General features: G+C 28.0%; 22 protein-coding genes, 1 tRNA gene and 1 riboswitch. Of the genes, 3 read left to right on the top strand and 20 right to left on the bottom strand.

Annotated features, from left to right (window positions below):
• Nucleotides 1–15: 15 nt before the first annotated feature.
• From H9661_RS04775 to H9661_RS04800, 6 genes are all read right to left on the bottom strand, one after another.
• Entirely contained in the window at nucleotides 16–1815 is a 1800-nt protein-coding gene (locus tag H9661_RS04775) for a MutS-related protein (protein ID WP_143315676.1), read from the bottom strand.
• A 135-nt stretch (nucleotides 1816–1950) separates the two neighbouring features.
• Nucleotides 1951–2823 (bottom strand): metal ABC transporter substrate-binding protein, encoded by an 873-nt coding sequence (locus H9661_RS04780; protein WP_143315678.1) that lies wholly within the window; start codon nucleotides 2821–2823, stop codon nucleotides 1951–1953.
• Nucleotides 2824–2904: 81 nt separating this feature from the next.
• The gene (locus tag H9661_RS04785; RefSeq protein WP_143315680.1) at nucleotides 2905–5619 is read right to left on the bottom strand and encodes an AAA family ATPase; all 2715 of its coding nucleotides are present in this window, start codon (nucleotides 5617–5619) and stop codon (nucleotides 2905–2907) included.
• On the bottom strand, nucleotides 5609–6742 hold the full coding sequence (locus H9661_RS04790) for a metallophosphoesterase family protein (protein WP_143315682.1): 1134 nt from the start codon (nucleotides 6740–6742) through the stop codon (nucleotides 5609–5611). The genes H9661_RS04785 and H9661_RS04790 overlap by 11 nt, the downstream gene beginning before the upstream one ends.
• A 243-nt stretch (nucleotides 6743–6985) precedes the next feature.
• Nucleotides 6986–7174, bottom strand: a complete 189-nt coding sequence (locus H9661_RS04795; protein ID WP_143315684.1) for an alpha/beta-type small acid-soluble spore protein — start codon at nucleotides 7172–7174, stop codon at nucleotides 6986–6988.
• 272 nt (nucleotides 7175–7446) lie between these two features.
• Nucleotides 7447–7522, bottom strand: a tRNA-Trp gene (locus tag H9661_RS04800).
• Between the two features lie 164 nt (nucleotides 7523–7686).
• On the opposite strand from H9661_RS04800, the gene H9661_RS04805 reads away from it, so the two are divergent.
• The gene (locus H9661_RS04805) at nucleotides 7687–8754 is read left to right on the top strand and encodes an NAD(P)H-dependent flavin oxidoreductase (RefSeq protein ID WP_191767828.1); all 1068 of its coding nucleotides are present in this window, start codon (nucleotides 7687–7689) and stop codon (nucleotides 8752–8754) included.
• Between the two features lie 320 nt (nucleotides 8755–9074).
• Here H9661_RS04805 and H9661_RS04810 read toward each other — a convergent pair whose 3' ends face one another.
• The 7 genes from H9661_RS04810 to H9661_RS04840 all read right to left on the bottom strand — a co-directional run bounded on the left by H9661_RS04810 (nucleotide 9075) and on the right by H9661_RS04840 (nucleotide 16238).
• A complete protein-coding gene (locus H9661_RS04810; protein ID WP_191767829.1) occupies nucleotides 9075–9878 on the bottom strand; it encodes a hypothetical protein in 804 nt (267 codons plus the stop codon).
• Nucleotides 9875–10597 carry a hypothetical protein gene (locus tag H9661_RS04815; RefSeq protein ID WP_143315690.1) on the bottom strand — a complete coding sequence of 241 codons (723 nt, stop codon included), beginning with the start codon at nucleotides 10595–10597 and terminating at the stop codon, nucleotides 9875–9877. The genes H9661_RS04810 and H9661_RS04815 overlap by 4 nt, the downstream gene beginning before the upstream one ends.
• 40 nt (nucleotides 10598–10637) lie before the next feature.
• Nucleotides 10638–11540, bottom strand: a complete 903-nt coding sequence (locus H9661_RS04820) for an ABC transporter ATP-binding protein (RefSeq protein ID WP_191767830.1) — start codon at nucleotides 11538–11540, stop codon at nucleotides 10638–10640.
• Nucleotides 11541–12173: 633 nt separating this feature from the next.
• On the bottom strand, nucleotides 12174–13433 hold the full coding sequence (locus H9661_RS04825) for an ABC transporter substrate-binding protein (RefSeq protein ID WP_143315694.1): 1260 nt from the start codon (nucleotides 13431–13433) through the stop codon (nucleotides 12174–12176).
• Nucleotides 13434–13460: 27 nt separating this feature from the next.
• Complete coding sequence (locus H9661_RS19530) at nucleotides 13461–15488, bottom strand: methyl-accepting chemotaxis protein (protein WP_341480409.1); 2028 nt, start codon at nucleotides 15486–15488, stop codon at nucleotides 13461–13463.
• A 194-nt stretch (nucleotides 15489–15682) separates the two neighbouring features.
• A complete protein-coding gene (locus tag H9661_RS04835; protein ID WP_143315698.1) occupies nucleotides 15683–15910 on the bottom strand; it encodes a TIGR04540 family protein in 228 nt (75 codons plus the stop codon).
• A gap of 154 nt (nucleotides 15911–16064) precedes the next feature.
• Nucleotides 16065–16238, bottom strand: a complete 174-nt coding sequence (locus H9661_RS04840) for a (2Fe-2S)-binding protein (protein WP_143315700.1) — start codon at nucleotides 16236–16238, stop codon at nucleotides 16065–16067.
• A gap of 215 nt (nucleotides 16239–16453) precedes the next feature.
• Here H9661_RS04840 and asnB point away from each other — a divergent pair, with 215 nt between their 5' ends.
• A complete protein-coding gene (gene asnB, locus H9661_RS04845) occupies nucleotides 16454–18292 on the top strand; it encodes an asparagine synthase (glutamine-hydrolyzing) (protein WP_143315703.1) in 1839 nt (612 codons plus the stop codon).
• Nucleotides 18293–18344: 52 nt separating this feature from the next.
• Here the strand turns inward: asnB and alr are convergent, their stop codons facing one another.
• From alr to H9661_RS04860, 3 genes are all read right to left on the bottom strand, one after another.
• Nucleotides 18345–19505 (bottom strand): alanine racemase, encoded by a 1161-nt coding sequence (gene alr, locus H9661_RS04850; protein ID WP_191767832.1) that lies wholly within the window; start codon nucleotides 19503–19505, stop codon nucleotides 18345–18347.
• Between the two features lie 115 nt (nucleotides 19506–19620).
• Nucleotides 19621–20280 (bottom strand): TVP38/TMEM64 family protein, encoded by a 660-nt coding sequence (locus tag H9661_RS04855; RefSeq protein ID WP_143315707.1) that lies wholly within the window; start codon nucleotides 20278–20280, stop codon nucleotides 19621–19623.
• A gap of 51 nt (nucleotides 20281–20331) precedes the next feature.
• Nucleotides 20332–22098, bottom strand: coding sequence for an aminopeptidase P family protein (locus tag H9661_RS04860; protein WP_191767833.1), 1767 nt, complete (start codon nucleotides 22096–22098; stop codon nucleotides 20332–20334).
• A gap of 316 nt (nucleotides 22099–22414) precedes the next feature.
• On the opposite strand from H9661_RS04860, the gene H9661_RS04865 reads away from it, so the two are divergent.
• Nucleotides 22415–23446 (top strand): PocR ligand-binding domain-containing protein, encoded by a 1032-nt coding sequence (locus H9661_RS04865; RefSeq protein WP_191767834.1) that lies wholly within the window; start codon nucleotides 22415–22417, stop codon nucleotides 23444–23446.
• A gap of 57 nt (nucleotides 23447–23503) precedes the next feature.
• On the opposite strand, the gene H9661_RS19835 is transcribed toward H9661_RS04865, so the two are convergent.
• From H9661_RS19835 to H9661_RS04875, 4 genes are all read right to left on the bottom strand, one after another.
• Complete coding sequence (locus H9661_RS19835) at nucleotides 23504–23638, bottom strand: hypothetical protein (protein ID WP_279232040.1); 135 nt, start codon at nucleotides 23636–23638, stop codon at nucleotides 23504–23506.
• A gap of 112 nt (nucleotides 23639–23750) precedes the next feature.
• A complete protein-coding gene (locus H9661_RS19840) occupies nucleotides 23751–23885 on the bottom strand; it encodes a hypothetical protein (RefSeq protein WP_279232041.1) in 135 nt (44 codons plus the stop codon).
• Nucleotides 23886–23958: 73 nt separating this feature from the next.
• Nucleotides 23959–24957 (bottom strand): alkaline phosphatase family protein, encoded by a 999-nt coding sequence (locus H9661_RS04870; RefSeq protein ID WP_191767835.1) that lies wholly within the window; start codon nucleotides 24955–24957, stop codon nucleotides 23959–23961.
• The gene (locus H9661_RS04875) at nucleotides 24958–26013 is read right to left on the bottom strand and encodes a pyridoxal phosphate-dependent aminotransferase (RefSeq protein ID WP_191767836.1); all 1056 of its coding nucleotides are present in this window, start codon (nucleotides 26011–26013) and stop codon (nucleotides 24958–24960) included.
• 125 nt (nucleotides 26014–26138) lie between these two features.
• A riboswitch (cobalamin riboswitch) is annotated at nucleotides 26139–26332 on the top strand.
• Nucleotides 26333–26401 lie beyond the last annotated feature (69 nt).

Below are 26401 nucleotides of genomic sequence, written 5' to 3' on the forward strand. Positions count from 1 at the left end.
CATCATCCTTATCATTTACTTTTTTATTTCTATTCCAGCAAGTTTCATTAAATATACTGCATTTTGAGTAGTACTTTTTCCTCTTCTTAACTTATAATCAAAGTTTATTTTATTATCCTTATAATATTCTCTAAAATTATAATTTTCTATTTCCTTCATTTCTTCTTCTAAATCACATAATTCTAAATCATGAGTTGACAATAATCCTGTTGCTCCATTATCAGCTAGTTGTTTTACTAAAACTGTTGCCCCTGTATGCCTATCCTTAGAATTTGTGCCCTTAAATATTTCATCTAATAAGAAAAATAACTTTTCTCCACGCTTACATGCTTCTATAATAAGTTTTATTCTTAATATCTCAGCATAGAAAGAAGATATACTTTCTTCCAGGTTATCCTTAGTCCTCATGCAAGTATAAATGTTCATTATACTACATTTAAAACTTTTTGCTGAACATGGTGCTCCTATATAGCTTAATATAAGATTTATTCCCACAGTCCTTAAAAATGTACTTTTACCTGACATATTGGATCCTGTAATTAAAGTTATTTGCTTAGGCTTTATTAATTCATAATCATTTGCTACAGCTCTGTCACCGATTAATGGATGTTTTATTTCCCTACCAACAACTCCACTTTCATCTGTTATTTCAGCATAACACCAATCTTCATAATCAAAACTTAAGTTAGAAATACTTGCAAGAGCATCAAATTCTCCCATGACTTCTAACCAATTTTCAATTTTTGAACCATTTATTTTTCTCCATCTGTTTAAATTAAACAATATAAACACATCGGCAAACACTACTACATTCAAAATAAAGAAATAGGCATTTCCTGCTGAATCTCCAACCCAATCAAGTAAATTAGATAACTTTCTCATTTCATTTTTACATAATAAACCTGAATCATCTTTAAGCTTTTCCTTTAATCTATTTAAATAAGGGCTATTAAAACTTTCATCTTCTATCAAAGTTAATATATTAGAATAAGCTTTAACACTATTTTTTATTGAATTAAATAATTCTATAACTTCATTTCTATCCTTTGTTAATACTTTTATCACTACATAGTTTATCATAAAATTAAGTATTAAAAATGAAAAAGGTATTACTTTCACAATACATAAAAATATTATTACAGCTGTAATTAAAATGAATAAACTTGCAACTCCAATTCTTAAATTGTCTCCGGTTGAACTTTCTTTTCCCCATTTTATTAATTCTTCAAGTTCTTCACCTTTTTTCTTTTTGAAAGTTGCATCTACATATAATTGCTGTCTCCATTTTACCTTTTCTCCTAACTCTTTAATAGATACTTGTCTTTCTTTAATTGAATTTTTATTTGGTAGTTTTTTTAATGAAAGTATTTCTCCAAGTTTTCTTCTTCCACTTAGAGTTCTTGTAGTGTTTATCATTTGAAATAAAGAGTTTTTCCCGAATATATCTAAGTCATCTGCAAATGCGTGATTTTCTTCAAGCAATTCTTTCCCATCATCTTCAAATTCCTTATATTCTCCCTTTAATCTTTTCAATCCTTTTTCATTAAATTCTAATTCAATATCTAACTTTTCTCTCTTTCCTATAATCTTACCGTGTATAAATGCCACAGCCAAAAATATTAATGCCGTCATAGACAATATGCCAACAGCTGTTAAGAAACCTTGACTTTTATAACTTCTGTAAGAGAAGATTAATCCTGATATAAGGATTACAAGTCTACACCATCCTATCACTTCTATTTTTTTGTTTAAATTACATATTTCACTTTTATTTTTTTCTATATTTTCATTGTAAAATGCCTCTGCTCTACTCATATATTACCTCTCATTTCTTTTATAATTATAAGATAGCACAATAAATAGGAAAATCCAACACTTCCTAATAATTTCCTTTAAAATTTATACTTATTCGCTTAAATTTAACATAAAAAAAGCATCTCCAAAGAGATGCTATTTAAGCTCTGCATATATTTTTTCATAATTATCTTTCATTGCTTCTATATAACTCTTGCCTTCAACCTTTGTTTCTAAAGTATGTATAGGTACAACTTTACCATTAATAGCTTTTGCTAATGTATCCGAATCCTTTTGAGATTCACTTCCTTCTGAGAAAATTATCTTTATATTCTCTGACTTGCAATAATTAGCTAAGCTCTCCATATCTTTAAAAGTAGTTTCTGCTTCTTCATCAAAAATTCCTTTAATGGCTTTTTGTTGTAGTCCATAATCTCTACAAAGATAAGCAAAAGCCTCATGACTAGTCACAAAAGTTTTACCTTTAATACTAGCAAGTTTTTGTGAATACTCATTAAATAATAAATCTAATTCTTGTTTATACTTATTATAGTTTCCTTCATAATACTCTCTATTTTCAGGATCAGCCTCTATTAGTGCATCCTTTATGTTATTACATTCGTTAGTAGCTTCCTTCAAACTTAGCCATATATGCGGATCTTCTACCCCATTATCTACTATTATATTTCCATTTTTACTAGCATCGATTAATTTAGTATCTTTATTTCCTTCCTTAACTTGATCTAGCCATCCTTCCATGCCTAATCCATTATATATAAATAACTTTCTATCACTTAATGCCTTTTTATCTGATGGACTAAAATCAAAGTCATGAGGTTCCATATTCTCCTTAACTACAGTATATATATCTACCTTATCCCCACCGATTATTTCAGTAAATTCCTTTAATGGACTTATTGATACTGCAACTTTTAGTTTATCTCCATCATTTTCAGTACTTTTTCCACATCCAACAAATAACATAGGGATAGTCATCAGTATTAATATCTTTGATAAGAACTTTCTCATACTCCACCTCTAATTGCACATAATTTGCATTTGCAATGCTATTTTATTTTAGTCCTACCATTCTAAATTGTCAACATTAATTTATAGAGCTATAAGATTATATTCTATTTTATTATTTTCTAATATTTCCTTCTCTAATGTATGACATGTAAATATCAAGCCTTGTCCTTTTATTTTTTCATTAATTAGTAGTAATGCCTTTTCTCTTCTATGGTTGTCATATTGTACAAATGCATCATCTAATATAATTGTCCTCTCTTCACCATTAAACAATATATCTATTAATGCTAATCTTAAAGACAAATACAGTTGATCTAGAGCTCCATTACTTAAATAATTTCCTGCAAATAAATTATTCTTATCTCGAACCATCATTTCATAATTCTCCCCTAGTTTTATTTCTTCATACTTTTCTTTAGTTAAAACTTTAAATATGCTCGCTATATTATTATTTAAAGTTGGACCAACCTCTCTACGCACTTCATGAAATGATTCTTCAATAGCTTTAATTGCTATATCGAGCGATTTTACCTTCTTTTCATCCTTTTCTATTTCTGACTTAATATCTTCAATTTCTTCTTCAATTAAAATTAAATCTCTTTTTCCAATATACCTATTTGCTATTTTATTTTCTAAATCTTTTATATTTTTTTCTATTTCAATTAATTCTTTAGATTTTCTCTTTTCTTCAACTTCAATCTCTTCTTCTGACTCATAAGAATATTGATTGCTTTCATTAATAATATCCTTAAGTTCATTTTTTATTTCATTTATATCTCTATCTTTTAATAATACTTTATAAGTTTCTTCCATAGACTGTAGATTTGCATGTATCTCATTTTTCTTTTTTATTTTCTCTTTATATTCTTTAATATAAATCTCAATATCCAATAAGTTTCCTAAGTCTAAATCCATTATCTCTAATTTAGCTTTTAGTTTTTTCTCTTTAATTTCTAATTCTATATTGATATTCTTTATAGAATCAGCTAACTGAAATCTTTTTTCTTTAATAGCCTCTATGGTTTCACTAATCTTTGAGTATATACTTATTGCTTCAAGGACTTCCTCTAAATCTTTGCATGAAGATAATCCTATAAGAGAATCTATCATTTCTTTATTTTTATTATATTTATTTAAAGTTTCTTCATACTCTCCTTTATCTATTATCTTTTTCTTTTCTTCTAATCGCACTAAAATTCTTTCTTCATATTCTTTGTAGATAGAATACTTTTTTATTGATGTTATTAGCTCTCCATAATCATTTATTTTTAGCTTTATCATGGTTTCATCTAATACTTCTTCAATACTATTAATTTCTTTTCTAAGCTTCTCTATTTCCTTTTCCTTATATTTCATCTGCTTTTTCCTGCTATTAGTCATTAATATTATGGTAGCACCTGTTATCACAGATATACCTCCTATTATCATAAATGGCATACCGAAAAAAAACATAGCTAAGCCAATAGCTAAAAAAATCCCCCCAATTAAAACTTTAAAATTTTCCTTCTTAACATCTACTTTTGAATCAAAATTTATATCATTACTCTGTGCAATTGTCTTAATGCTCCTTAATTTTACATCATATAAATTAAATTTTTCTTCTATATCTTCTTTTATATTTTCTAATGCTATTATATTTCCCAATAAATTTCTTTTATTGTTTAACTCTCTCTCATCCAAAACTATAGAATTATCTATATCTTTCATGTAAGAAATCTTATCTTCTAATGTCTTCTGCTCATACTTTATCTCAATAAGTCTCTCTTTAATATTTTCCCCAAATAAATCTAAAAACTTATAGTTTTCTAACTCTATTTCATTATCTTTTAGTTCCATGTTTTGCTTTGTTAGTTCTTCATTAAGCTCTTCTTTTTTATCTAACAGTACCAGATATAATCTATTAACTTCCTTTAAATCATCTATAAATGCTTCATCTATTATATCCTTACCATTTTCCAAATCATTTTTAATCTCTTCTTCTTTCTTTTTAAGTTCTTCAGATTTCTTAAGATATTCAGTAATATCCTTGTATTCTTTCTGAAGATTAACTCTTTTTAAATATTTCTTATATACCTCAAGTTTTTCTATTTCGTTAATTATTCTTTTTCTATCAGCCTTATGTTCTAAAAGTTTATGTTCTAAACCTAAATTTTCTTCTGAAAGCTTATATCCTTCATATCTCTCTTCTAAAAGAGATGAATGCTTTTTTTTCAAAAGATCTAAAGCTCCAACTCCCCTAGTAGTTACATATTCTTTTTTTATGCTCTCTAACTTCTCTAAGGCTTTTGCTACTGGCACTTCATGTTCACTACATCCCAAAAGAGCTGTAATCTTATCCATAATCTCTTCTTCTTTATCTTTTGTAAATGAAACTGCTAGTTGTCCTATATATAACGTCTTTTCAAATGTCGCTCTATTTATTCCCAAAAAGTATTTACCAGGCTCATCTTTATTTATATTCTTCTCTTCTTCACCTGTTAAATAATCTAACACCATTGAAATATCTTCTTTTTTAGTCTTTCCAAAGCTCCTTTTTATGAGGTAATCCCTTCCATTATGTTCAACTACCAATTCTCCTTCTATATGCCTATTATTAAATGGCAAATACTTTTTCCTATCACTTTCATTTTTACCTCGCTTAGGTGACAGCCCATAAAGCATAATCTTAATATAAGACTCTATACGACTTTTCCCAGTTTCATTTTCCCCATAAATTAAATTTAAACCTTTTTCAAAGTTTATGATCTTTTTCTCAATGCCAGCAAAACTATCAATTTTTAACATCTTAATAATCATCCATATTTACCTCCCCCTCGGTAAGGCTACTCATACCAATCTTGAAAGCCATCTTAATGACTTCTCTTTCTTCCTCGGTGCTTGACTCTTCCAACATCTTTTGAATCTTTTTTGCAAATATAGCTTTCACTGAATAACCTCTAGAAAGTTCTTCTATATTTAGCTTAACTGATGTTTTATCTACAATCTTGCAATAATAAAAATGTGAATTAAGTTTCTCATCTAAAATTCTTTCATCTATATTAAAGTCTCCTGAAATTTCACCATGCAAAATAATCTTATACAAATTTTTTTGTCTTTCCTTTTCCTCTATTGAAGTTAAAATTATATTTTTAACCTCTTCATAACCAAAAGAATTTGAAATATCTATCTTAATCTCTTCATAGTTTCTTTTTGAAGTCTTAATAAATTGCAAATCTACTATACCTTTAGATATAAACCCATAAATTATTCCCTTGTCACCAAGCTCATCAAACCCTCGTCCTTGAGGATTTCCACTATATGCATAATAAGTATATCCTTCTTTATTAATACCACTAAATCCATGCCTGTGTCCAAGTGCTATATAATCCATTCCACTCTCCCTTATTTCCGATAAAGTAATTGGATTATACTCATTTCCTTCACTAGAACTAGATATTTCACCATGAAGAACCATTAAGTTTATTTTATCTGAATTGCCGTCAAATCCATCTAACATAGATCTTCTCACATATTTATCTACAAAAGCCCCACCCCATACATTAACATCTAAATCATCCACATATACCTTTTCTATTTTAGATGTAAAAATATGAACATTCTCAGGCCACTTAATTAACTTGTAAAAAGATGTATTCATATAGGGATCATGATTCCCAGGACTTATAAATACTTTTGTATCCTTTATTTCTTCAAAGGCTTTTTCAATAAAATATAAAGTATCCTTACTCAATGTAAAATTATCAAAGATATCCCCAGCTAAAAGAAATATATCAACAGATTTTTCTTTGCAAAAGTATATGATTTTCATAAATACTTCTTTTAACTCTTCTTTACTAAATTTTCTTTGTTTTTCTCCTACTTCTTTAAAAGGAGTATCAAAATGAAGATCTGCTGAGTGAAGTATTTTTATTTTTTTCATTTTATCACCTTTCTCATCGAACTTTTGTTCTCATTTTAACATAATGTATACTTAAATAAAAGAAAGCTTGTCCTTTTTATATAAAAATATTCTTACCATATTTAACTCTATTATAATTCCATACGTAAAAATGAAGAGGATGACTTACGTCATCCTCTTGGTAGTTAGAATACTTTATGTAACATTTTGGTGGTGTAATTTCCATAAATGATTTACCTTAATTTAAGTAAGGTTAGTAGGTGTTTACTTTATCTTACTTTCGTATTCTTCCACCATTCTCTTTACCATTTCGCCACCTACGGAACCACATTGTCTTGAGCTTAAATCCCCGTTATAATCTGAAAATGGAACTTCTAGCTCTTCAGCTACTTCGTTTTTTAATTTGTTTAAACCATTTCTTGATTCTGGAACTAATGCTTTATTACTTGACATTGTAAATCCCTCCTCTGGCTTACGGTTAGTAAGTTAATTAAACCCCATTGTTTAATTAACTTACATTATTATATTGTCCTTTATGAAAATTTATATTCTCAAAAAAAACGGTACTATAACCATTTTTCCCCTAAATCTAATTTAACAACATTTTTTAAATCAAAAAAATAATATGTTCATATAAATTGAGTAATACTAAAATATAAGCTATAAAATACATTACTTATTTTTTTATAAAAAAAAGTATCTAGATAAAAATCTAGATACTTCTATGGCAGGGGCACTAGGACTTGAACCCAGAACCAATGGTTTTGGAGACCACTACTCTACCAATTGAGCCATACCCCTAAGACGAGTTTTATTGTATCATGTTTACTAACAATTGTCAATAAATTATTTTTAGCAGTCTCTATCTTCTTAATTTAGTTGTATTGTTACAAAATATATTTTATAATATGAGTATATTTTGAGTATCAAAATATTTTATAGTCAAAAGAAAGGATGTAATTTAAATGAATATTAATCCATTAAAGATAGGTAATTTATCTTCTAGACTTCCAATAATCCAAGGTGGAATGGGTGTAGGCGTTTCTTTATCAGGTCTTGCTTCAGCCGTTACTAATGCTGGCGGTATAGGAGTAATATCCTCTGCTCAAATAGGATTTAGAGAAGATAACTTTGAAGATGATTCTATAAATTGTAACTTAAGAGCTCTAAAAAATGAAATTAAACTTGCTAAAGAAAAATGCAATAATGGAATTCTTGGTGTTAATATAATGGTTGCTACAAAAGGATATGCCGAATATATTAAGACAGCTGTGGATTCTGGAATAGATATTATAATATCAGGAGCAGGACTACCTACCATGCTTCCTAAACTAGTTAAAGATTCTAGAGTTAAAATAGCCCCTATAGTTTCATCTCTAAAAGCTGCCAAAGTTATATTAAAGCTTTGGGATAAGCATGATAAAACTACAGCTGATATGGTTGTTATTGAAGGGCCAAAAGCTGGTGGCCACTTAGGATTTAATGCAGATAACTTAGATGAAGAACAATCTAAATTTGATGAAACCATTACTAGCATAATAGAAGAAGTAAAAAAATATGCCTTAAAATATTCTAAAGAAATCCCAGTAATAGTAGCTGGTGGAGTATTTGATGGTAATGACATTGCAAAATACTTAAATCTTGGAGCTAATGGAGTTCAAATGGCTACAAGGTTTGTTGCTACAGAAGAATGTGATGCTTCTATAGAATTTAAAAAGGCATATATTAATGCCAAGAAAAAAGATATTTCTATAGTTAAAAGTCCTGTAGGAATGCCTGGAAGAGCCCTATTAAATCCATTTGTTGAAAGAACTAAGCTAGGAAAAATTAAAATCACAAAATGTTTTAACTGTTTAACCCCATGTAATCCAGCAGATACACCATATTGTATTACTAAAGCATTAATTAATGCTGTTAATGGAAATTTAAATGAAGGCCTAATTTTCTGTGGTGAAAATGCCTATAAAATAGATAAGTTATCTACTGTCAAGGAAATTATGGATGAGTTAGAAGCTGATTTACTAAAATCATAATTTTAACAAAGTAACTATAAAATACCTAAAGATTCTCTAACCATTCATAAAAAAATATGTTTTCGAAATTAATGCTTATTGAAAATGAGCTTATAGAAGCAAAATATTTTTCTATGTTCAAGGACAATATAAAAAAGAGCTGAGCAGCAAGGAGCTGATTTCTAGATTAAACAGGAATCAGCTTTTTTTAGATTCCATTCTAGCTTAATGAAAGATAATACTTCTATTTCTTAATTAATAATTTTCTGTTACTTATCTTTAGTTTATCTCACAATTTAATTGTACAAAAAAAGAACCTATATTTAATAGATTCTGTGAATTTAATATTTATACTCTATTTTTTTAAAAATTATTTTGCCAATAAAGAAAGCTAATATAAAATATATTAAAGAAATTGAATTACAAATTGCTAAATCAATAAATTTTATATTTTCAACTTGCTTACTTGCTATTATGGATATTATTCCAATTGGTGAAAAATAATCAACCTTAACTATCTTGTCTAAAATACCAACAGATATACACAATCCTACTCCTACTACCGTTCTTATAGCTCTATTTCTAATAAACATTGATATTAACCCAACTATAAGACTAAATGACACAACCGGAAGAATCGATGACAGGTAAATTATCAAGCTTCTAAATATACCTTGAAATTTTATATGAAATACAATACTACTACTTATAAATCCTAAAACTAAATTAATAATAACAATAATTAATGAAAATATTATTAAGTATACTACCTTAGCTTTAAACAATGACTCGCCTCTTGTATCAAGATTAGCAAAAAACTTCAAATTTCCACTATAAAAATCTTCACCAAAACAATCAACAGCAAATATAGTCACAAATATTAAAAAAAACGGTATTCCAGACTTAAATATAAAACTTGTAGAATAATTATCTAAAAATATTATGCTATTCATATTTTTTAACTGTTCTTTCCATTCAACACTATATTTTTGAGCTTCAATTGAATCTGCTATTGCATAATTTTTCATAGCCATATAAATATATAAAGTTGCTATTAACATAGTAATAATTGTAACAAGTAATACATAAAATTTCTTTTCATATATCATTTTAATAAATTCATTTTTTATTAATTTTATTGTCAATATATCATCTCCTTTTTAGAAAAACTTTTAAGAGCAACTGGAAACAAAATCAATATATATATTAATAGTAACAGAATATGAAACTTATCACTTGGCAAAACATATTTATTAGTACTTATTAATATAAAATCTCTTAAAATACTGATTGGCGTTATATCATAATAAGCTCTAAAAAAATAATCAATAGCTATCAGTAAAATAAATGTTGCTATGGATATTATCATACTATTATCAAACTTTACGGATATTAACACGTAAATAAAAATGACAGGTAACATCCCTACAAATAATGTCAAATTTAAATTTACAATCATATAAATTTCATTTTTTAAAATAGCATAATCTTCACCTTTAATAATCAAGTAAACGATTGTTAATATTATACCCGAGCTAAAAATTAGAAATAAAGTTACAATAAAAATCATGAATAATTTATTGATAAATATTGAAATTTTACTTAAATATATATTAAAAAACTTCAAATTTCCTGAAATATAATCATCAGTAAATATATCTGATACAATTATAGCAATCATTATAGGGATTATATAAATATTTGTATTACATGTGTATTTATAAAAATATACATATAAATTTTCAGTTTGTGCTCCTCCCAAATTCAAAAACACACTTGTAATAATTGTAATAGCAGCTATAATAGAGAAATAAACAACCCATTTTGTTGTTGTAAAAAACTTAATAATTTCATTTTTTAACATTGTAAACCCACTTTCCAATAAACCTTTATAACCTGATTAACTATAATATCTTTTTACTACACTTAATAAAGTAATCTTCTAGAGAATAGTTTTTCTTAGAAATTGATAAAATGGCAATATTGCTTTTTACAATTAAATCATTGATTAATTTAAAATCACCACTATTTATCTCTATACATATCCCTTCATCTGTCTCTATAATATTCAAAACCTTAGATTCTAATACCTTCCTTATTGAATTTTTATCTGTAGTTATTATATCGTAAGATTCTCTACCATTATCTAATAATGAATTTATACTATTTTGAAAAATTATTTTCCCGTTGCTTATCATAGCTACTCTATTACATAAGTTTTGAACTTCATTTAGAATATGAGAGCAATACATAAAGGTAGTCCTCTTCAATCCTGCTAAATCTTTTATTAATTTTCTCATTTCTATAACACCCTCTGGATCTAATCCATTCGTTGGTTCATCTAATATAACAATTTCAGGATTATTTAAGAAAGCTCTAGCAACTGCAAGCCTTTGCTTCATTCCCATAGAATATGCACCAACTTTCTTATTCTTATCTCTAGATAAATTTACCATATCTAATACTTCATCTATTCTTTTCTTATCTAGATTTAATATATTTGCATATAATGATAAATTTTTGAAGCCTGTTAAATATTGATAAAAGCTTGGATAATCAATCATTGCTCCTATCTTTGAACTAATAACTTTAGCATTATTAATACTATTCACCCCTTCAATCAAGACTTCTCCTGAAGAAGATTTAAGAAGGCCTAAAATTGTTTTTATAGTTGTAGTTTTACCTGCTCCATTTGGCCCTATAAACCCATATATATCTCCTTTATATATTTTCATATTTATATCAGTAATTACATTTTTATCGTTGTATTTTTTACTTAAATTCTTAACTTCCAAAATTGGCTGCATTACTTCACTCCCTTTTCTCTATTTTTAATTATTTTTTTTATTATCAATAATAGCATTATAAATATAAAAACTTTTATTTTAAAAACAAATGATAAAATGTTACAACTATGTTTATAGTCTTCAACCATTTGCTTAACTATCCAAATCACTTGAGATGAAAATATAAATGCCATTACTATAATACTAATAATCATATATATTTTTATTACCATTCTCTTATTACTAAATATACTTTTAGGAGAGTGTGTTATTGATTTTCTCATATTAGGTATCCTTAGAATCGTAGATAAAATAAAATATCCATCAGTAGACACAAAAGGAGAAATATTTATGCTAATGCTTATAAGATTAGCTTTATATATTTCACACTTACATTACAATACTTATATATCCGCAACACTTTCCATATTGTGTAAAACGGTTTATATTTACAGTATATACCTCACTATAATTCTGTCAACTCATTACTATAATTCTATATTATATTAATTTTACAGGTATTTTACTTTTATAATATTTATCTTTCCCAAACCTGAAAAAATATATATAATATACTTTTGTTAAATAGTTAAAAATTAATACAAAAATAAAAGCACTATAGGTTATTTTTAATACGCTATAGCACTTGTATTATTACTTCGTAACAGTCTCTAAAGTTTTTATTAAATTATTATATGTATTTGCTGCGCACTGCTCAGGTGTAGATTTATTATATGTTATCTCTTCAATAGCTGTTTCACAAGTATTCTTTATCAATGTATTTTCATAGTATGGACTAATTAAAATTTCCTTTACTCCATCCTCTTTTTTACTTGCCTCATATTGTAATCCACTTAATACATTCCCCTCTTCCAATGCTTTATAGCTTGAAGTACTTGTTGGTAATCCTCTATCCATTCCAATTATTTTAGCTGCTTCTTCATCATTAAGCATAAAATCCATGAGCATTGCCGCCTCTTTCGGATGTTCTGTATTCTTACTTATAGTATATAACATAGATGGTTTAACATAGCTTATAGGATTAGCTCCTCCAGATGCTGGAAAAGTTCCACTAAATAAATCTCCTTTTATCTTTTCTGTACCTGATTTCATTTTTTGTGCATCTGTAGACCATGATATAGTTGCTCCAGCTTTACCACTATTAAAACTCGAATTATCATCCTTACGAGTCGTTGATGGAAGTACCTTGTTATCCACTAGCTTTTTATAAAATAACAATAATTCTTGTATATCTCCTTGTGTAAATCCAAGACTACCATCTTCATTTATAAAATTTCTGCCCGTCTTTTCTTGTACATAAGCCATACATAATCCCCATGCATTGAAGGAATCAAGATCTAAAGGATATGTATCTCCATTAGTCTTACTTCCACTTGCTATTAAAGCATCCCACGTATCATATCTATTTTCAATAAACCCACTACTAACATTTTTATTATAATAAAGTATTTTCGCATTAGTTGATATAGGAATTGCATTTAAAATATTATTTTTTGTTCCATAAGCCAAAACTTCTTTGGGGAAGTTATCAAACTTTAACGTATCTGATAACTTGCTCAAATCATAAAATCCCTTTCCATCTTTAGAATAATTCTCAAGCCAATCGTAATTTATCTGCATAAGATCTGGCTCATCATTTCCTGCTATCTTCATGTTCATCTTCTTCTTAAAGCCTGTCCATTCACCAAATTCAGCTTTAACTTTTATATTTGGATTTTTTTCTTCAAATAATTTCACTGCTTCCATAGTTTTATCATATCTAGATTCTGTTCCCCACCATGAAAATCTAATTGTAACTTGTTCTGATTGATTTTTGCTGCTAGTTTTTCCACAAGCACATAAACTTATCCCCATGATACAGCATATTAATAGCCCTATTACCTTTTTATTCATAATTAAATCCTCCCATCCATCTAATACTTAAATTCTAAACTTGTTAATAGCTTTTTCTAGACTTTCTGCTGCTTTGCTTAACTTATTAGAACGCTGTTCTAAATTTTCAGCGTTAGCTGTTTGCTCCTCAGTAGCAGCTAAAACCTCTTCTGTATTAGCAGATGAATTTTCTGTAATTATCTTAATACTATTAGTTGATTCAATAGTCTCTTTCTTTTGCATATTTATTTCGTTCATTAACATTTCTATGTTGTTTATTTCACTTGTTATTTTTTCAGTAGAACTTATTATATTGGAAAATGAATTGTTAGTAAATTCTACTGCTTGTGTTTGTTCATTAAATACCTTTTTTGAATTATATATAAGTTCTATTGCTGCATTTGCTTTTTCATATACGTTTCTAATTACCTTATACACATCATCAGTTGATTTTTTTGATTGTTCAGCTAGCTCCTTAACCTCATCTGCTACAACTGCAAATCCCCTGCCACTTTCTCCAGCACGTGCCGCTTCTATTCCAGCATTTAAGGATAACAGATTAGTTTGTTCACTTATTTCTTTAATTAATTCAATAACTTGTTCAATTTCTTTTATACTTTCACTTAGAACATTAATGTTAAATGTTATTTCATCCATTATCTCATTTGTATTTTCTGTTTTCACCTGAAGAGTTTGTACTATATGCAATGACTCATCACCAACATGTTTTGTTTCATTAGATATAGATGTAACATTTGAAATATTAGAAATAATATTATTAATGCTTGCTGCCAATTTATCCATCGTGGAAACTGTCTTTTCTAATTCATTTACTTGGCTTAAAGTTCCAGTAGCTATAGCTTCCATAGCAGTGGAAACACCCTCTGAAATACTATAAGCTTGACTTGACATATTCTTTATTTCATCTGATTCATCTATAACAATCTTAGAAACATTCTTTGTCTCTTCAATTAAGTCTCTAATTTTTCCTATCATTACATTAAAACTGTTACTTAACACTCCAATTTCATCTTCACTTGTATAATCAGTTCTTACCGTTAAATCTCCATCTTCTGCTTTTTTCATTTTAGTAACTAACTTATTAATTGGCTCTGATATTTTTTTCGCAAAATATATTCCAAATAGACCTGAAAAAATTATACATACTATTGTAATTATTATTGTAAATATTCCCGTTGTTTGTACTTCACTCAAAATATAATTTTTAGGAATGGAATTTACTAATCCCCATCCATTATCACATGTATTATAAATTACTAAATCTTTACTTAATTCAAATGTCTTAGAAGATGAGTCTTTTATTTTCTCACTTACTTTTCCATCTAATTTCTCACCTATCTCATTACTGTTTGTAGAATATATAATATTATCATCATCACAAAGTCTAGTAACAGTTCCACTATTATCACTTAATTCATTAAATATTTCATCTAATTCATTTGTATATATAGAAGTAATCATCATGGTACTATCTGTAACTTGTTTTGCATAATACAATCTACTATAGTTTCCGTCCTTACCTGTAAACCACTTTCCTTTACTCTTAGTAGTACTAACCTTTTCTTGAATTTCTCCATATAAATTTTTCATATCATATAATTTTTTAGTAGTTTCACTTATCTTACCTATAGTACTTCCATCATTATATACTAATGCAAAGTCAGTAAAATTTTGTAGTAAACTTATAGAAAGTAAATATTCTTCAATATTGTTTTTCTTTTGCTGCTTCTCATAGGGATCAATATTTGTACCTGCTGAATTAAACACCATTATTTCATCCTTTGCAAATACTAAAGATGAAGCATTCTGAATTTCATACAAGTAATTATTTATGCTTAATTTAGTTTGAGAACATACTCTATTTGATAATTCTGATACTTTATCTGTTAATATTCTTCTACTATTTGCATATGTTAACGTAGCAATTAGCATTATTGGTATACATGCTATTAATATGTATGTGAATGTCAACTTCCCTTTTAAGGATCCTTTAACTGTACTAATGCCTTTAAATCCCTTAACTCTCACTTTAATTTTCTTGGTTTCCTCTCCCACTTTTTTATCCCCCTTTAATTTACTACTACTTTTTAAATACAAACACGTGTGTAAATGTTAACAAATCAATTATACCATTTTTTTACACAGAAAAAAACTGTCTTAAAACTAATTAAAATAGAAGTTAAAGGAGATACTTGTATACAACTCCTTTAACTTCTATTTATTAGCTCTAGACAGTTAAATATAATATTCTAAACTCTTTCTGCTACTATTTTATTTATTATTTCCTCTCTTTCAGCACCTAATACTATTAGTAGTTTACTTTCAATATGGCCATTTTTATATACCTCATTAGCATCTACTATCTTAAGTATTTTCTCAGTCAACTTTTCATAACTCATTAGATCATCTAAATATAGATCAACCAAATCCTTTAAACAAGTTGCTAACTCTCTTGGGTTCTTATAAACTGCTCTCATAATGTACTCCTTAAAATTTTATAGCATTTTTTGTATTTTAAAATATATATAATTATAAAATATTATATTATCCTTAGCAACGGTATTTTAAGAGCAGAAAGCTACTATTAAAGAATAATCAAATATTTAAGCTCACATTTAAATAAATTATCTTCTATTTATTCTCCAAAATTAGCATTTCAATTTTATTTCTACATCTTAGACCACTACATCCACCTGTGCCAGCCCCTGTTTTTTCCTTAACTTCTATAAATGAAGTTGCTCCATCTTTTATTGCTTCTATTATTTTTTCTTCTGATATACCTCTGCATAGACAAACATTAGACATACTCAAATCTCCCTTCTAAATTTAATATATATTGTTATTAAAGAATAATAATTATTATTTGTCAATACAGACTTTTTATTTTTTTATTTCTTTATTCATATAGCAATACTTATTTCATAAGTTCTACATACAATAATGTAACTATGTCCATAATAAAATCATATTTTATATCATATTACTAATTACTTAAATTTATAAGAAAAGAGGAAATAAATATGTGTGGTATTGCAGGATTTATTAATTTTAAAAAAAATATTTTAAATGATAAACCTATTTTGGAAAATATGGTTGATACCTTAACTCAAAGGGGCCCTGATGCTTTTGGACATTACTTATCAGAAAATGTTTTATTAGGTCATAGAAGATTAATAGTTGTTGATCCTAAAGGTGGACTTCAACCAATGATAAAAAAAGTAGAAAATAATGAATTCGTGTTAGTTTATAATGGTGAACTTTATAATACTGAAGATATTAGGAAAGATTTACTTCAAGAGGGTTTTACCTTTAACTCTTATTCAGATACAGAAGTTCTTCTTACTTCTTATATGTGTTGGGGAATTGATTGTATAAATAGACTTAATGGAATATTTGCTTTTGCAGTTTTTGATAAAAAGAATAATAGAATATTTTTAGCTCGTGATGCTATGGGGGTTAAACCTTTATTTTATACAATTAAAGATGATACATTTATATTTGGCTCAGAAATAAAAACACTACTTGCTCATCCTTTAGTTACTGCATCAATAGACGAAGAAGGTTTAACAGAGCTATTTGCTCTTGGACCTGCTGTTTCACCTGGTAGTGGAGTACTTAAAGGAATAAAAGAAATACCCCCTGCAAATTATTTAATAGTAACTCCTGATGGCATTAAACAAAAAGAATACTGGAAGGTTGTTGCTAAAGAGACCCTAGAAAGTGAATCAGAGATAATATCTCATACAAAAGATCTTCTTGTTGATGCTATCAAAAGACAACTAGTAGGTGATGTGCCATTATGTACCTTCTTATCTGGAGGACTCGATTCTTCAGCCATATCAGCAGTTGCCTCTACAGAATTTAGAAAGAAAAATAAAATATTAACAACTTTTTCTATAGATTATGAAGATAATGATAAATATTTCAAATCATCACTTTTTCAACCAACTTCTGATCAATATTGGGCAGTAGAAATGTCTAAATTCTCAAAAACAAACCATAGGACAGTTACAATTAATCATAAAGACTTGGTTAATTCTCTAAAAGAAGCAACCATTGCAAGAGACTTACCTGGAATGGCTGATGTAGATTCTTCCCTTTACTTATTTTGCAAAGAAGTAAGAAAGGACTTTGTTATAGCCTTATCTGGTGAATGTGCTGATGAACTTTTTGGAGGATACCCATGGTATACAAATTCTGAAATGAAATGGGCCGATACTTTCCCTTGGTCTAGATTTATAAGTGATAGAATTTCTATATTAAATAAAGAGTTAAAACATCTTAAGATTCATGACTTTGCACAAGAGCAATATCATAAAACTCTAAAAGAAGTTCCACATTTAGATAATGAATCTAAAGAAGATTATAGAATGAGAGAACTATTCTATCTTAATTTAAAGTGGTTTATGGTTACATTACTTAATCGTAAAGATAGAATGAGTATGTCAAATTCACTTGAAGTAAGAGTTCCTTTTGCTGATTATAAGATTGTTGAATATGCTTTTAATATCCCATCTCATATTAAATTATTAAATGGAAGAGAAAAAGGTCTTCTTAGAAAATCACTTGAAGGAATACTTCCTAAGGAAATTATCTATAGAAAAAAGAGCCCTTATCCAAAAACTCATAATCCAATATATACAGATTATGTTTGTTCTAAGATGAATGATATTTTACAAAATTCTGCTTCACCTATATTGCCTCTAATTGATAAAGATAAAATTAATGAAATAGTTAAAACTAGAGGCTCAGCTTATAAAACACCTTGGTATGGGCAATTAATGACAGGACCTCAGCTTATAGCTTATTTAATTCAAGTAAATACTTGGCTTGAAAATTATAAAGTATCTATTATGTAGTTTAAAAAACACAATACTTCATATTTTTATATGATGTATTGTGTTTTTCTTATTATATATAATTTCTTATATTGATTATTTGTCCATCTTTTAAATATACCCTAGGAATTCTTTGCTTTATCATACAAAGTATTTCATAATTTATAGTTCCCATAGCTTCTGCAATATCATCTGCATTATACTTTAAACTTCCTTCTGATCCTAATAAAATAACTTCATCACCTACAGATACCTCTCCTATATCAGTAACATCAATCATGCACTGATCCATGCATATCCTTCCAACAACATCTGCAAATTTTCCATTTATTATTACTTTAGCTTTGCCACTTAAAAGCCTTGAATATCCATCTGCATAACCTATAGGTATTGTTGCTATGATACTCTTTTTGCTAGTCTTGAATTTTCTGCCATAACTTACATACATATTTGCATCTAATTCTTTTACATGGCAAACCTTTGTTTTTAAAGTTAACACATTTTTTAAGCTTAATCTACCTTGTTGAACTTCATTTGATGGATGATACCCATAAAGTATTATTCCAGCTCTTACTGCACCTAGATATGTTTCTGGCAAATCTATAATTGCTCCACTGTTAGATACATGTTTTAGCGGAACATTAATTCCATTTTCTAAAAGTCTTTTATTAAACTCCTGAAATTCAGAAAATTGCTTATAAGTATATTCCTTGTCTTCCTCATCAGAAGTTGCAAAATGAGTAAATATACCAACTAAATCTATTCCTTCTAGCTTTGCAATATTACAAACTTTATATACACTTTCATCACTAGGTAAGAATCCTATTCTCCCCATTCCAGTATCTACTGCTATATGGATCTTTGCTTTTTTTCCTAATTTCACTGCTATTTTTGACAATTCTTTTGCATATTCTAAGTCATAAACAGTTTGTTCTATTTCATTATTTATTAATAAATCACCATATTCTAAAGGTGTATATCCTAATATCATAATAGGAGCATTAATATTATTATTTCTAAGCTCCATAGCTTCACTAATCATTGCAACTGCAAGCTTTGAAGCTCCATTTTCAAGTAAAGTTGGGACTATATCTACAGCTCCATGCCCATAAGCATCAGCTTTAACTACTGCTATTATTTCTTTACCATTTACTAAATTTCTAATATTCTTTATATTAAATTCCACAGCATCTAAATCTATTTCTGCCCATACTGATCTCATAATTTTGTCCATTTTCTATATACCTCTCTGTGTTTTCTGCTATTATCTATATTACTATTATATAAATTTAGCGCCTAAAATGGAAAGTGCCACTATTAAATAAAATTCTTTAATTAGTGGCTCTAATCTAATTATCTTTCTTTCCTTTCATGACTTTCTTAGAAAAAATAGTTACTATTATAATTATCAGTAGTGGAAGAAAAAACTTCCAAGAAAATGGATTTCTAAAATTCTTTCCTAAAACTGAATAACATATAGTTTCAATCGAAACACCGAGTACTGAAGCAGCTAGGAATGAACTAAATTTCATATTTGTAAATCCGCAGGCATAGCTTAATGGATCATAAGGAATTACTGGTAGTAACCTTAAAAGAAATAGAATTCTAAATCCATCCTTCTTCATATTATCATCTAACTTTATGAATCTTTTACCTATTATACTCTGTACAAAATCTTTTCCCAAAAATCTAGCTAAGTAAAATGCAATAGCACCTGAAATACCAAATCCAATCATAGATAATATTGATCCTTTAACTGGTCCAAACAACACTCCACTAACAATAACTAAAACATTACTAGGTATCACAACCAAAAAAGGTTTTATTGCATATATAAGTAAATATATTGCTACTGCATAAGGTCCTTTATCAGCAATAAAATGTACTATTTTCTCAACCCTAAGTCCTCTTATAAATCTCCAGTTAGTTGCAACAATTATTATTGCTACTACAACAATACATACAAATATTAAAAATTTAATTTTTTCTAATTTCTTATTATTGCTCATTAATTTACCTCACATAAGTATCAAGCGTCTAATTCTAGCACTAAGCTTTTACTACACCTCTCTAGTAACTTTACTTAAGAAATCTCTTTCTTCCTCATTTAAGTGTTGTGATAACTTACCATAAACCATCTTATGATATTCATTCAACCATGTTTTTTCATCATCAGAAAGCATATTAGCATCTATTCCATCTAAGTCTATAGGTGCATATGATATTGTTTTAAACTTATAAAATTCCCCCATTTCATCATCCTTAGATGATTTTGTTACAAGTATAACATTTTCTGTTCTAATTCCATGTTTACCTTTTTTGTATACACCAGGTTCATCTGTTACTATCATACCAGGCTCTAATACTGTTGTATTACCTTTTTGTCTAAATCCTTGTGGACCCTCATGTACATTTAAGAAAAATCCTACTCCATGACCTGTACCACATTTATAATCCATTCCATAATCCCATAATGGTCTTCTTGCTAAAGTATCTAAATTTTCACCTGTAGCACCTTTTAAAAATATTGCTGAAGCCAGTGCAATATGAGCTTTTAATACAAGAGTAAAATCTCTTTTTTCCTCTTCAGTTAATTTACCTAATACAAAAGTTCTTGTTATATCAGTTGTTCCATCTAAATATTGTGCTCCTGAATCTACAAGTAGCATTCCCTCTGGTCTTAATTCATATTGACTTTCTACTGTAGCTGAATAATGCATCATGGCAGCATGATCTTTATACCCTGCTATTGTATTAAAGCTAAGCCCCTTGAAATTTTCTCCCTGTGATCTAAACTCTTCAAGTTTATCTGAAGCTGAAATTTCAGTAATTTTTGTTTTACATATATTTTCTTTAAGCCATTTTATAAATTTAACCATAGCTACTCCATCTCTTATTTGAGATGTTTCTATATTTTGAATTTCAACTTCATTCTTAATTGCCTTTAAAGAAGTTGTTATATTTAAGTGTTCAATTATCTTCACTTCTTTTGATATTAAAGAATATATTTTAGCATTTACCTTTTGTGCGTCAATTATAACTGAATTTTTAATTCCTTCTACACCTTTAAAAATCTCTAAATATTCTTTTATACTAACTCCCTGTTCTAAAAGTTCTTCACGAACAGTTTCTGATACTTTTTCATTATTTATGTATAAAAAAGCATCTTTATCTGTTATTATTGCATAAGCCAAACTTACTGGATTATAAGGTATATCATTACCTCTTATGTTAAAAGTCCAAGCTATATCATCTAATGATGTAAGTATGTAATTTTCTCCACCTAGAGATTTCATTTCTTTTCTTACATCTGAAAGCTTATCTTTTGTAGATTTTCCAGAATATTCAACTTCATGAATAAATATGTTTTCCATAGGAAATTTAGGTCTATCCTTCCAAGCTTCATCTAAAATATCTTTTTCCATCATTATTTCAAATTTATTTTTCTCTGCTATAGATTTATATTTTTTAAATTCAGTAGCTGAAATAACAGTACTATCAAATGCTAATTTATCATTTTCTTTTACATTGTCTTCAATCCATTCTTCTATTGTAGGGTATCCTGGTGTAGCTATTTTCATAAGTTCTATACCACTTCCCTGTAATTCTTTTTCTGCTTGAATGAAATATCTCCCGTCTGTCCATAAAAAAGCTTTTTCTTTTCCTACTAATAATGTTCCAGCTGAACCAGTAAAACCAGAAATATAGGCTCTTCCTTTATAATATTCAGGCACATACTCACTTTGATGTGAATCTGCACTTGGAATTATATAATAATCATAATTATTTTTCTTCATTTCTTCCCTTAGACTTTGCAAATTGTTCATAACACAACATTCTCCTAACAAATTAAATTTTCTATATTTTAAATACATATAATACTAGTATATCCTACTATTGCATCCTTTTAAATATATTATAAAGAATCTTATTTCTCTACATTATTGAGCGGATATAAAATATATAGTATAATTATTTTATTAAAAATATCTTTCATTTCTTTTCTATTGAATATAGATCATTTCTAAAACAAAAACTATTTACTTTTTATTTTATTATTATAAAAATTAAATTTCAAATTTATGCTCTACTTTACATTATATATTAACTAAAATTAAATAGAATATCAAAAGGAGAATAATTATGAATGAAGAAAAAACAATAGACTTATCGGAAATCAAGCTACAAGATGTTTTGGATATCAACCTTTTGCAAAAATTCCAAGATAATTTTGCTGAAAGTATGGACATAGCTAGTGTAACTGTAGATGTTAATGGTAATCCTGTTACTACTCCAAGTTCTTATACAAGTTTTTGTCTTAATCTTACACAATCAACAAACATAGGCAAAAGTCGTTGTGCTGAATCTCACAGAAAAGGAGGAGAAGAAGCAGCTAGAACTGGTAAACCATATATCTATACATGTCATGCAGGGCTTATTGATTTTGCTGCTCCAATAATGGTAAATGGAGTTCAAATAGGAACAATCCTTGGTGGACAAGTTTTAACACATGCTCCTGAACACGATTCATATAGAAACACAGCTAGGGAAATAGGTGTAAACGGAGATCAATACATAGATGCTGTTAACAATGTTAAATTAACAACAGAAAGAAATATAAAAGCTGCTGCTGAAGTTTTATTTATTGTTGCGAATTCTTTATCTCAAATAGGATACCAACAATTAAGCATAAAGAATATGTCAAACGAATTGAATGATAATTTTTCACAGATTTCTGCAACCATGGAAGAGCTATCAGCAACCTCTATCACTGTTACTGAAAATCAACAAATACTAAATGATGAAATTATAAATGTTCAAAAAGTATCTGAACAAATTAATACGATACTTGATTCCATAAAAAGCATTGCTGACCAAACAAAGATGTTAGGTCTTAATGCAGCAATAGAAGCTGCAAGAGCTGGTGAAGCTGGAAAGGGATTTGGAGTTGTTGCTACTGAAATAAGAAATTTATCTCAAAATTCAAAGGAAACAGCTATGCAAATAGTAAACCTTACCAATGAAATTCAATCGTCTATGAAAAAGACTCTAGATATTTCAGACTCAACTTTATCTAATACAGAGCAACAATCTGCCGCTATTCAAGAGGCTAATGCCAGTATTGAAGAATTAGTAGCTTTTACATCCGAATTAAATAGAATAGCAAATGCTTAATAAAAAGAACTATATAAGTTATAATACTTATATAGTTCTTTTTATTATTATAGCAAATTAACTCCATTGATTATTAACTGCTGATTTTTTATTCTTTTTATTATCCTTTCCACTTGTACATCCACAAGAAGAAGTATCAACATTTTGTGCTGCACTGCTAGTAGCTGAATTGTTTGATTTTTTATGACTCATAACATTATCCCTCCTAATCAACTTCATTATTATTTTTACCACTAGGCAAATATAAATCCTATGAAAAGTTTATTTTTTTTGTAAAATTACTCCATAAGTTTTGCCATTATACTTATTCGTCTATTTCATTGCTTTCTGTTCTTTTTCCAGACTTTCTATTCTCTTTTGGATTATGTCCACCTTCATTAGCCGTAGAACTTCCACCAGCTTGTATTCTTTGTTGTTTTCTAGTTTTTCTATTTGTCATAATATTCTCCCTCCTAATCAATTTCATTATTATTATTACCTATGATTGTAATATCAATGCTATAAAAACTTACTCAACTTCCCTGAAAACTACAATTCCTGTTAATCCACTTTTGGGTTTCTACATTATTGTTATAAATGTAATATTTTACACAATCATTTATATGCTCACCATTTTCTGAACTAGTTCCATGATCTGATGTTACTATAAGGGATGTATCTTTTTTTAAGTTTCTTATTAAATATCCAATTACTTCACAATCTATCTTTTTCATAAAATTCAATTTTTCATCAATATTTCTTCTATGAGCACTCTCATCTCCACCGTTGATATGTAATAAAACAAAATCATATTTAAATGATAATTCTAAAGCTGTTTTTGCCTTTATATTCAAGTCTGTATCCACATCTGCTGTGGTACCTGGCAAATCTGGTGTAAACATCTTAATTGTCCTGCCAATGCCCTTTACAATTTCTGTTTTACAAACTACTGCACCATTTATATTGTGCAAACTGTAAAAGCTTGGAAATTCCTCTTTTACAGATTGTCCCCAAGGATATAAGTTGTATTTATAAATTAGTTTCATCAAAAAATTTGTAAACTCTAAGTTTTCACAACTTGGTAATATCTCTGTTATTAATTCGCCTATATTCTGATGAGGCTCAAAGGTCTTTAGTGATTTATAAAACTTTCTTCCATCTCTAACTATAAGCAAATTCTTATAACTTCCCATATCAATTAATTTGAAATTACTAATTTTGCTAATGTCTTTACTTGAAACCTCGTTACTAGACGCAAGTCTACCATTTTTTATCTTTATATCATTACATCTAAGTATTAAGTCATTATCTTTAATACTTTCACCTAAAGCAATAGCTTCTAAATATGCCCTTCCTTTAGGTATTTTTTTATATGGTATTCCTAACATGTTCATTATACAAGTTAAACTATTTACTTCCATTCCTTGTGGAGTATTATTTATACTGCCAGATAATTTAATTTTTTTTATATTTTCACACACATTGTAATCAGAACTCAGCGCTCCATCGATTACAACCATTATTACTGACACCTAAACCACTCCTATCTTTTTCAAACAATCAATTAAATAAATATTATCTTTCTCCCCTTTCACTGCAATTCTAAAAAAGCCATCCCCTAAATTTTTATAGTTCCTACATGACCTTATAAGAACTCCATGTTCCTCTAGTTTAACATTTAGCTCTTTATCATTTGCTTTAAAGAAAATAAAATTTGCTTTTGAATCAAAAACCTTAAATCCAAGCTTTTTTAACTCATCAATTAAGTATTCCCTATTAACTTCTATATTTTCCTTACTCTTTTTAACATATTCCACTTCATTTAAAGCAGCAACTCCACATTTACTAGCTACAGTAGAAACACTCCAAGGTTGTCCAATTGCATTTACTTTATCTAAAATCAATTCATTTGAACATATCATATATCCAAGCCTTATTCCAGCCATGGCATAAATTTTTGTAAAAGCTTTTAATATTATGAGATTTTTATACTTATCAATAAATTTTGAAATACTATATGCCTCTTCATCTTTTAAAAAATCTATAAAACATTCATCTACAACCAAAATCACATCCTTCTCTTCACATCTTTTAACTATTTCAATCATCTCTTTTGACTTAACCGGAATACCTGTGGGATTGTTTGGATTGCAAATAAACATCATGTTAAGATCTGCTGTAATATAATCTAAAATGTCCTTTTCTATATTAAATTCTTTATTTTCTTTTAGGTCATAATATTTAATCTCTCCATCTATATATCTTATGGATTCTTCATATTCTGAAAAAGTTGGTGCTATTAACAAGGTTTTCTTTGGCTTTAATGCAAGAGCTATCTTAAAAATTATATCTGCTGCACCATTACCACAAATAATATTATCTGCTAATGTAGATTCATGCTTAGCTATAGCTTGTCTTAATTCTCTGCATAATGGGTCAGGATAATTCATATAATTATCTAAATTGCTTACTATAGCTTCCTTCACTGATTTTGGCAATCCCAAAGGATTTATATTAGCAGAAAAATCTACAATTGTTTTAATATTTCTTTCACTATATATATCTCCACCATGAACAAGTTTTTTCAAAATACTTACCTCCCAAATAACTTTTATTTATAGATACTATTATGAACAAATATCACATTTTAGTAAATAAGAATAAAAAAACTCCTAATATTGACGGTTATCTGTATTGATGCTAGAATTTATAGGACAATTTAATATCGATAGGTGCTCATCTATAATATTTTATAGATAGAGATAATAGGGAAATGGGTGAAATCCCCATACGGTCCCGCCGCTGTAATGGAATAATAGTAATGAAATATATCACTGTGAATAATGGGAAGATAGATTACTGTTTTGACGCCTAAGTCAGAAGACCTGCCTATTGATACGAGACTATATAAAGTTACGGAGTATAGCTTTGTATAATAGAATAGAACCTTATCTCTATTTTGTTACGCCTTTTTAT

The organism is Clostridium cibarium, assembly GCF_014836335.1.
Lineage (GTDB): Bacteria > Bacillota > Clostridia > Clostridiales > Clostridiaceae > Clostridium > Clostridium cibarium.

Coding starts and splice junctions, on each gene's coding strand:
- H9661_RS04815 (WP_143315690.1), bottom strand. CDS start 10,597: ATGTTAAAAAATGAAATTATTAAGTTTTTTACAACAACAAAATGGGTT.
- H9661_RS04775 (WP_143315676.1), bottom strand. CDS start 1,815: ATGAGTAGAGCAGAGGCATTTTACAATGAAAATATAGAAAAAAATAAA.
- H9661_RS04860 (WP_191767833.1), bottom strand. CDS start 22,098: ATGAACAATTTGCAAAGTCTAAGGGAAGAAATGAAGAAAAATAATTAT.
- H9661_RS04840 (WP_143315700.1), bottom strand. CDS start 16,238: ATGTCTAATGTTTGTCTATGCAGAGGTATATCAGAAGAAAAAATAATA.
- H9661_RS04785 (WP_143315680.1), bottom strand. CDS start 5,619: ATGATTATTAAGATGTTAAAAATTGATAGTTTTGCTGGCATTGAGAAA.
- H9661_RS04865 (WP_191767834.1), top strand. CDS start 22,415: ATGAATGAAGAAAAAACAATAGACTTATCGGAAATCAAGCTACAAGAT.
- H9661_RS04795 (WP_143315684.1), bottom strand. CDS start 7,174: ATGTCAAGTAATAAAGCATTAGTTCCAGAATCAAGAAATGGTTTAAAC.
- H9661_RS04820 (WP_191767830.1), bottom strand. CDS start 11,540: ATGCAGCCAATTTTGGAAGTTAAGAATTTAAGTAAAAAATACAACGAT.
- H9661_RS04835 (WP_143315698.1), bottom strand. CDS start 15,910: ATGAGAGCAGTTTATAAGAACCCAAGAGAGTTAGCAACTTGTTTAAAG.
- H9661_RS04825 (WP_143315694.1), bottom strand. CDS start 13,433: ATGAATAAAAAGGTAATAGGGCTATTAATATGCTGTATCATGGGGATA.
- alr (WP_191767832.1), bottom strand. CDS start 19,505: ATGGACAAAATTATGAGATCAGTATGGGCAGAAATAGATTTAGATGCT.
- H9661_RS04790 (WP_143315682.1), bottom strand. CDS start 6,742: ATGAAAAAAATAAAAATACTTCACTCAGCAGATCTTCATTTTGATACT.
- H9661_RS04780 (WP_143315678.1), bottom strand. CDS start 2,823: ATGAGAAAGTTCTTATCAAAGATATTAATACTGATGACTATCCCTATG.
- H9661_RS19835 (WP_279232040.1), bottom strand. CDS start 23,638: ATGAGTCATAAAAAATCAAACAATTCAGCTACTAGCAGTGCAGCACAA.
- H9661_RS04805 (WP_191767828.1), top strand. CDS start 7,687: ATGAATATTAATCCATTAAAGATAGGTAATTTATCTTCTAGACTTCCA.
- asnB (WP_143315703.1), top strand. CDS start 16,454: ATGTGTGGTATTGCAGGATTTATTAATTTTAAAAAAAATATTTTAAAT.
- H9661_RS19840 (WP_279232041.1), bottom strand. CDS start 23,885: ATGACAAATAGAAAAACTAGAAAACAACAAAGAATACAAGCTGGTGGA.
- H9661_RS04855 (WP_143315707.1), bottom strand. CDS start 20,280: ATGAGCAATAATAAGAAATTAGAAAAAATTAAATTTTTAATATTTGTA.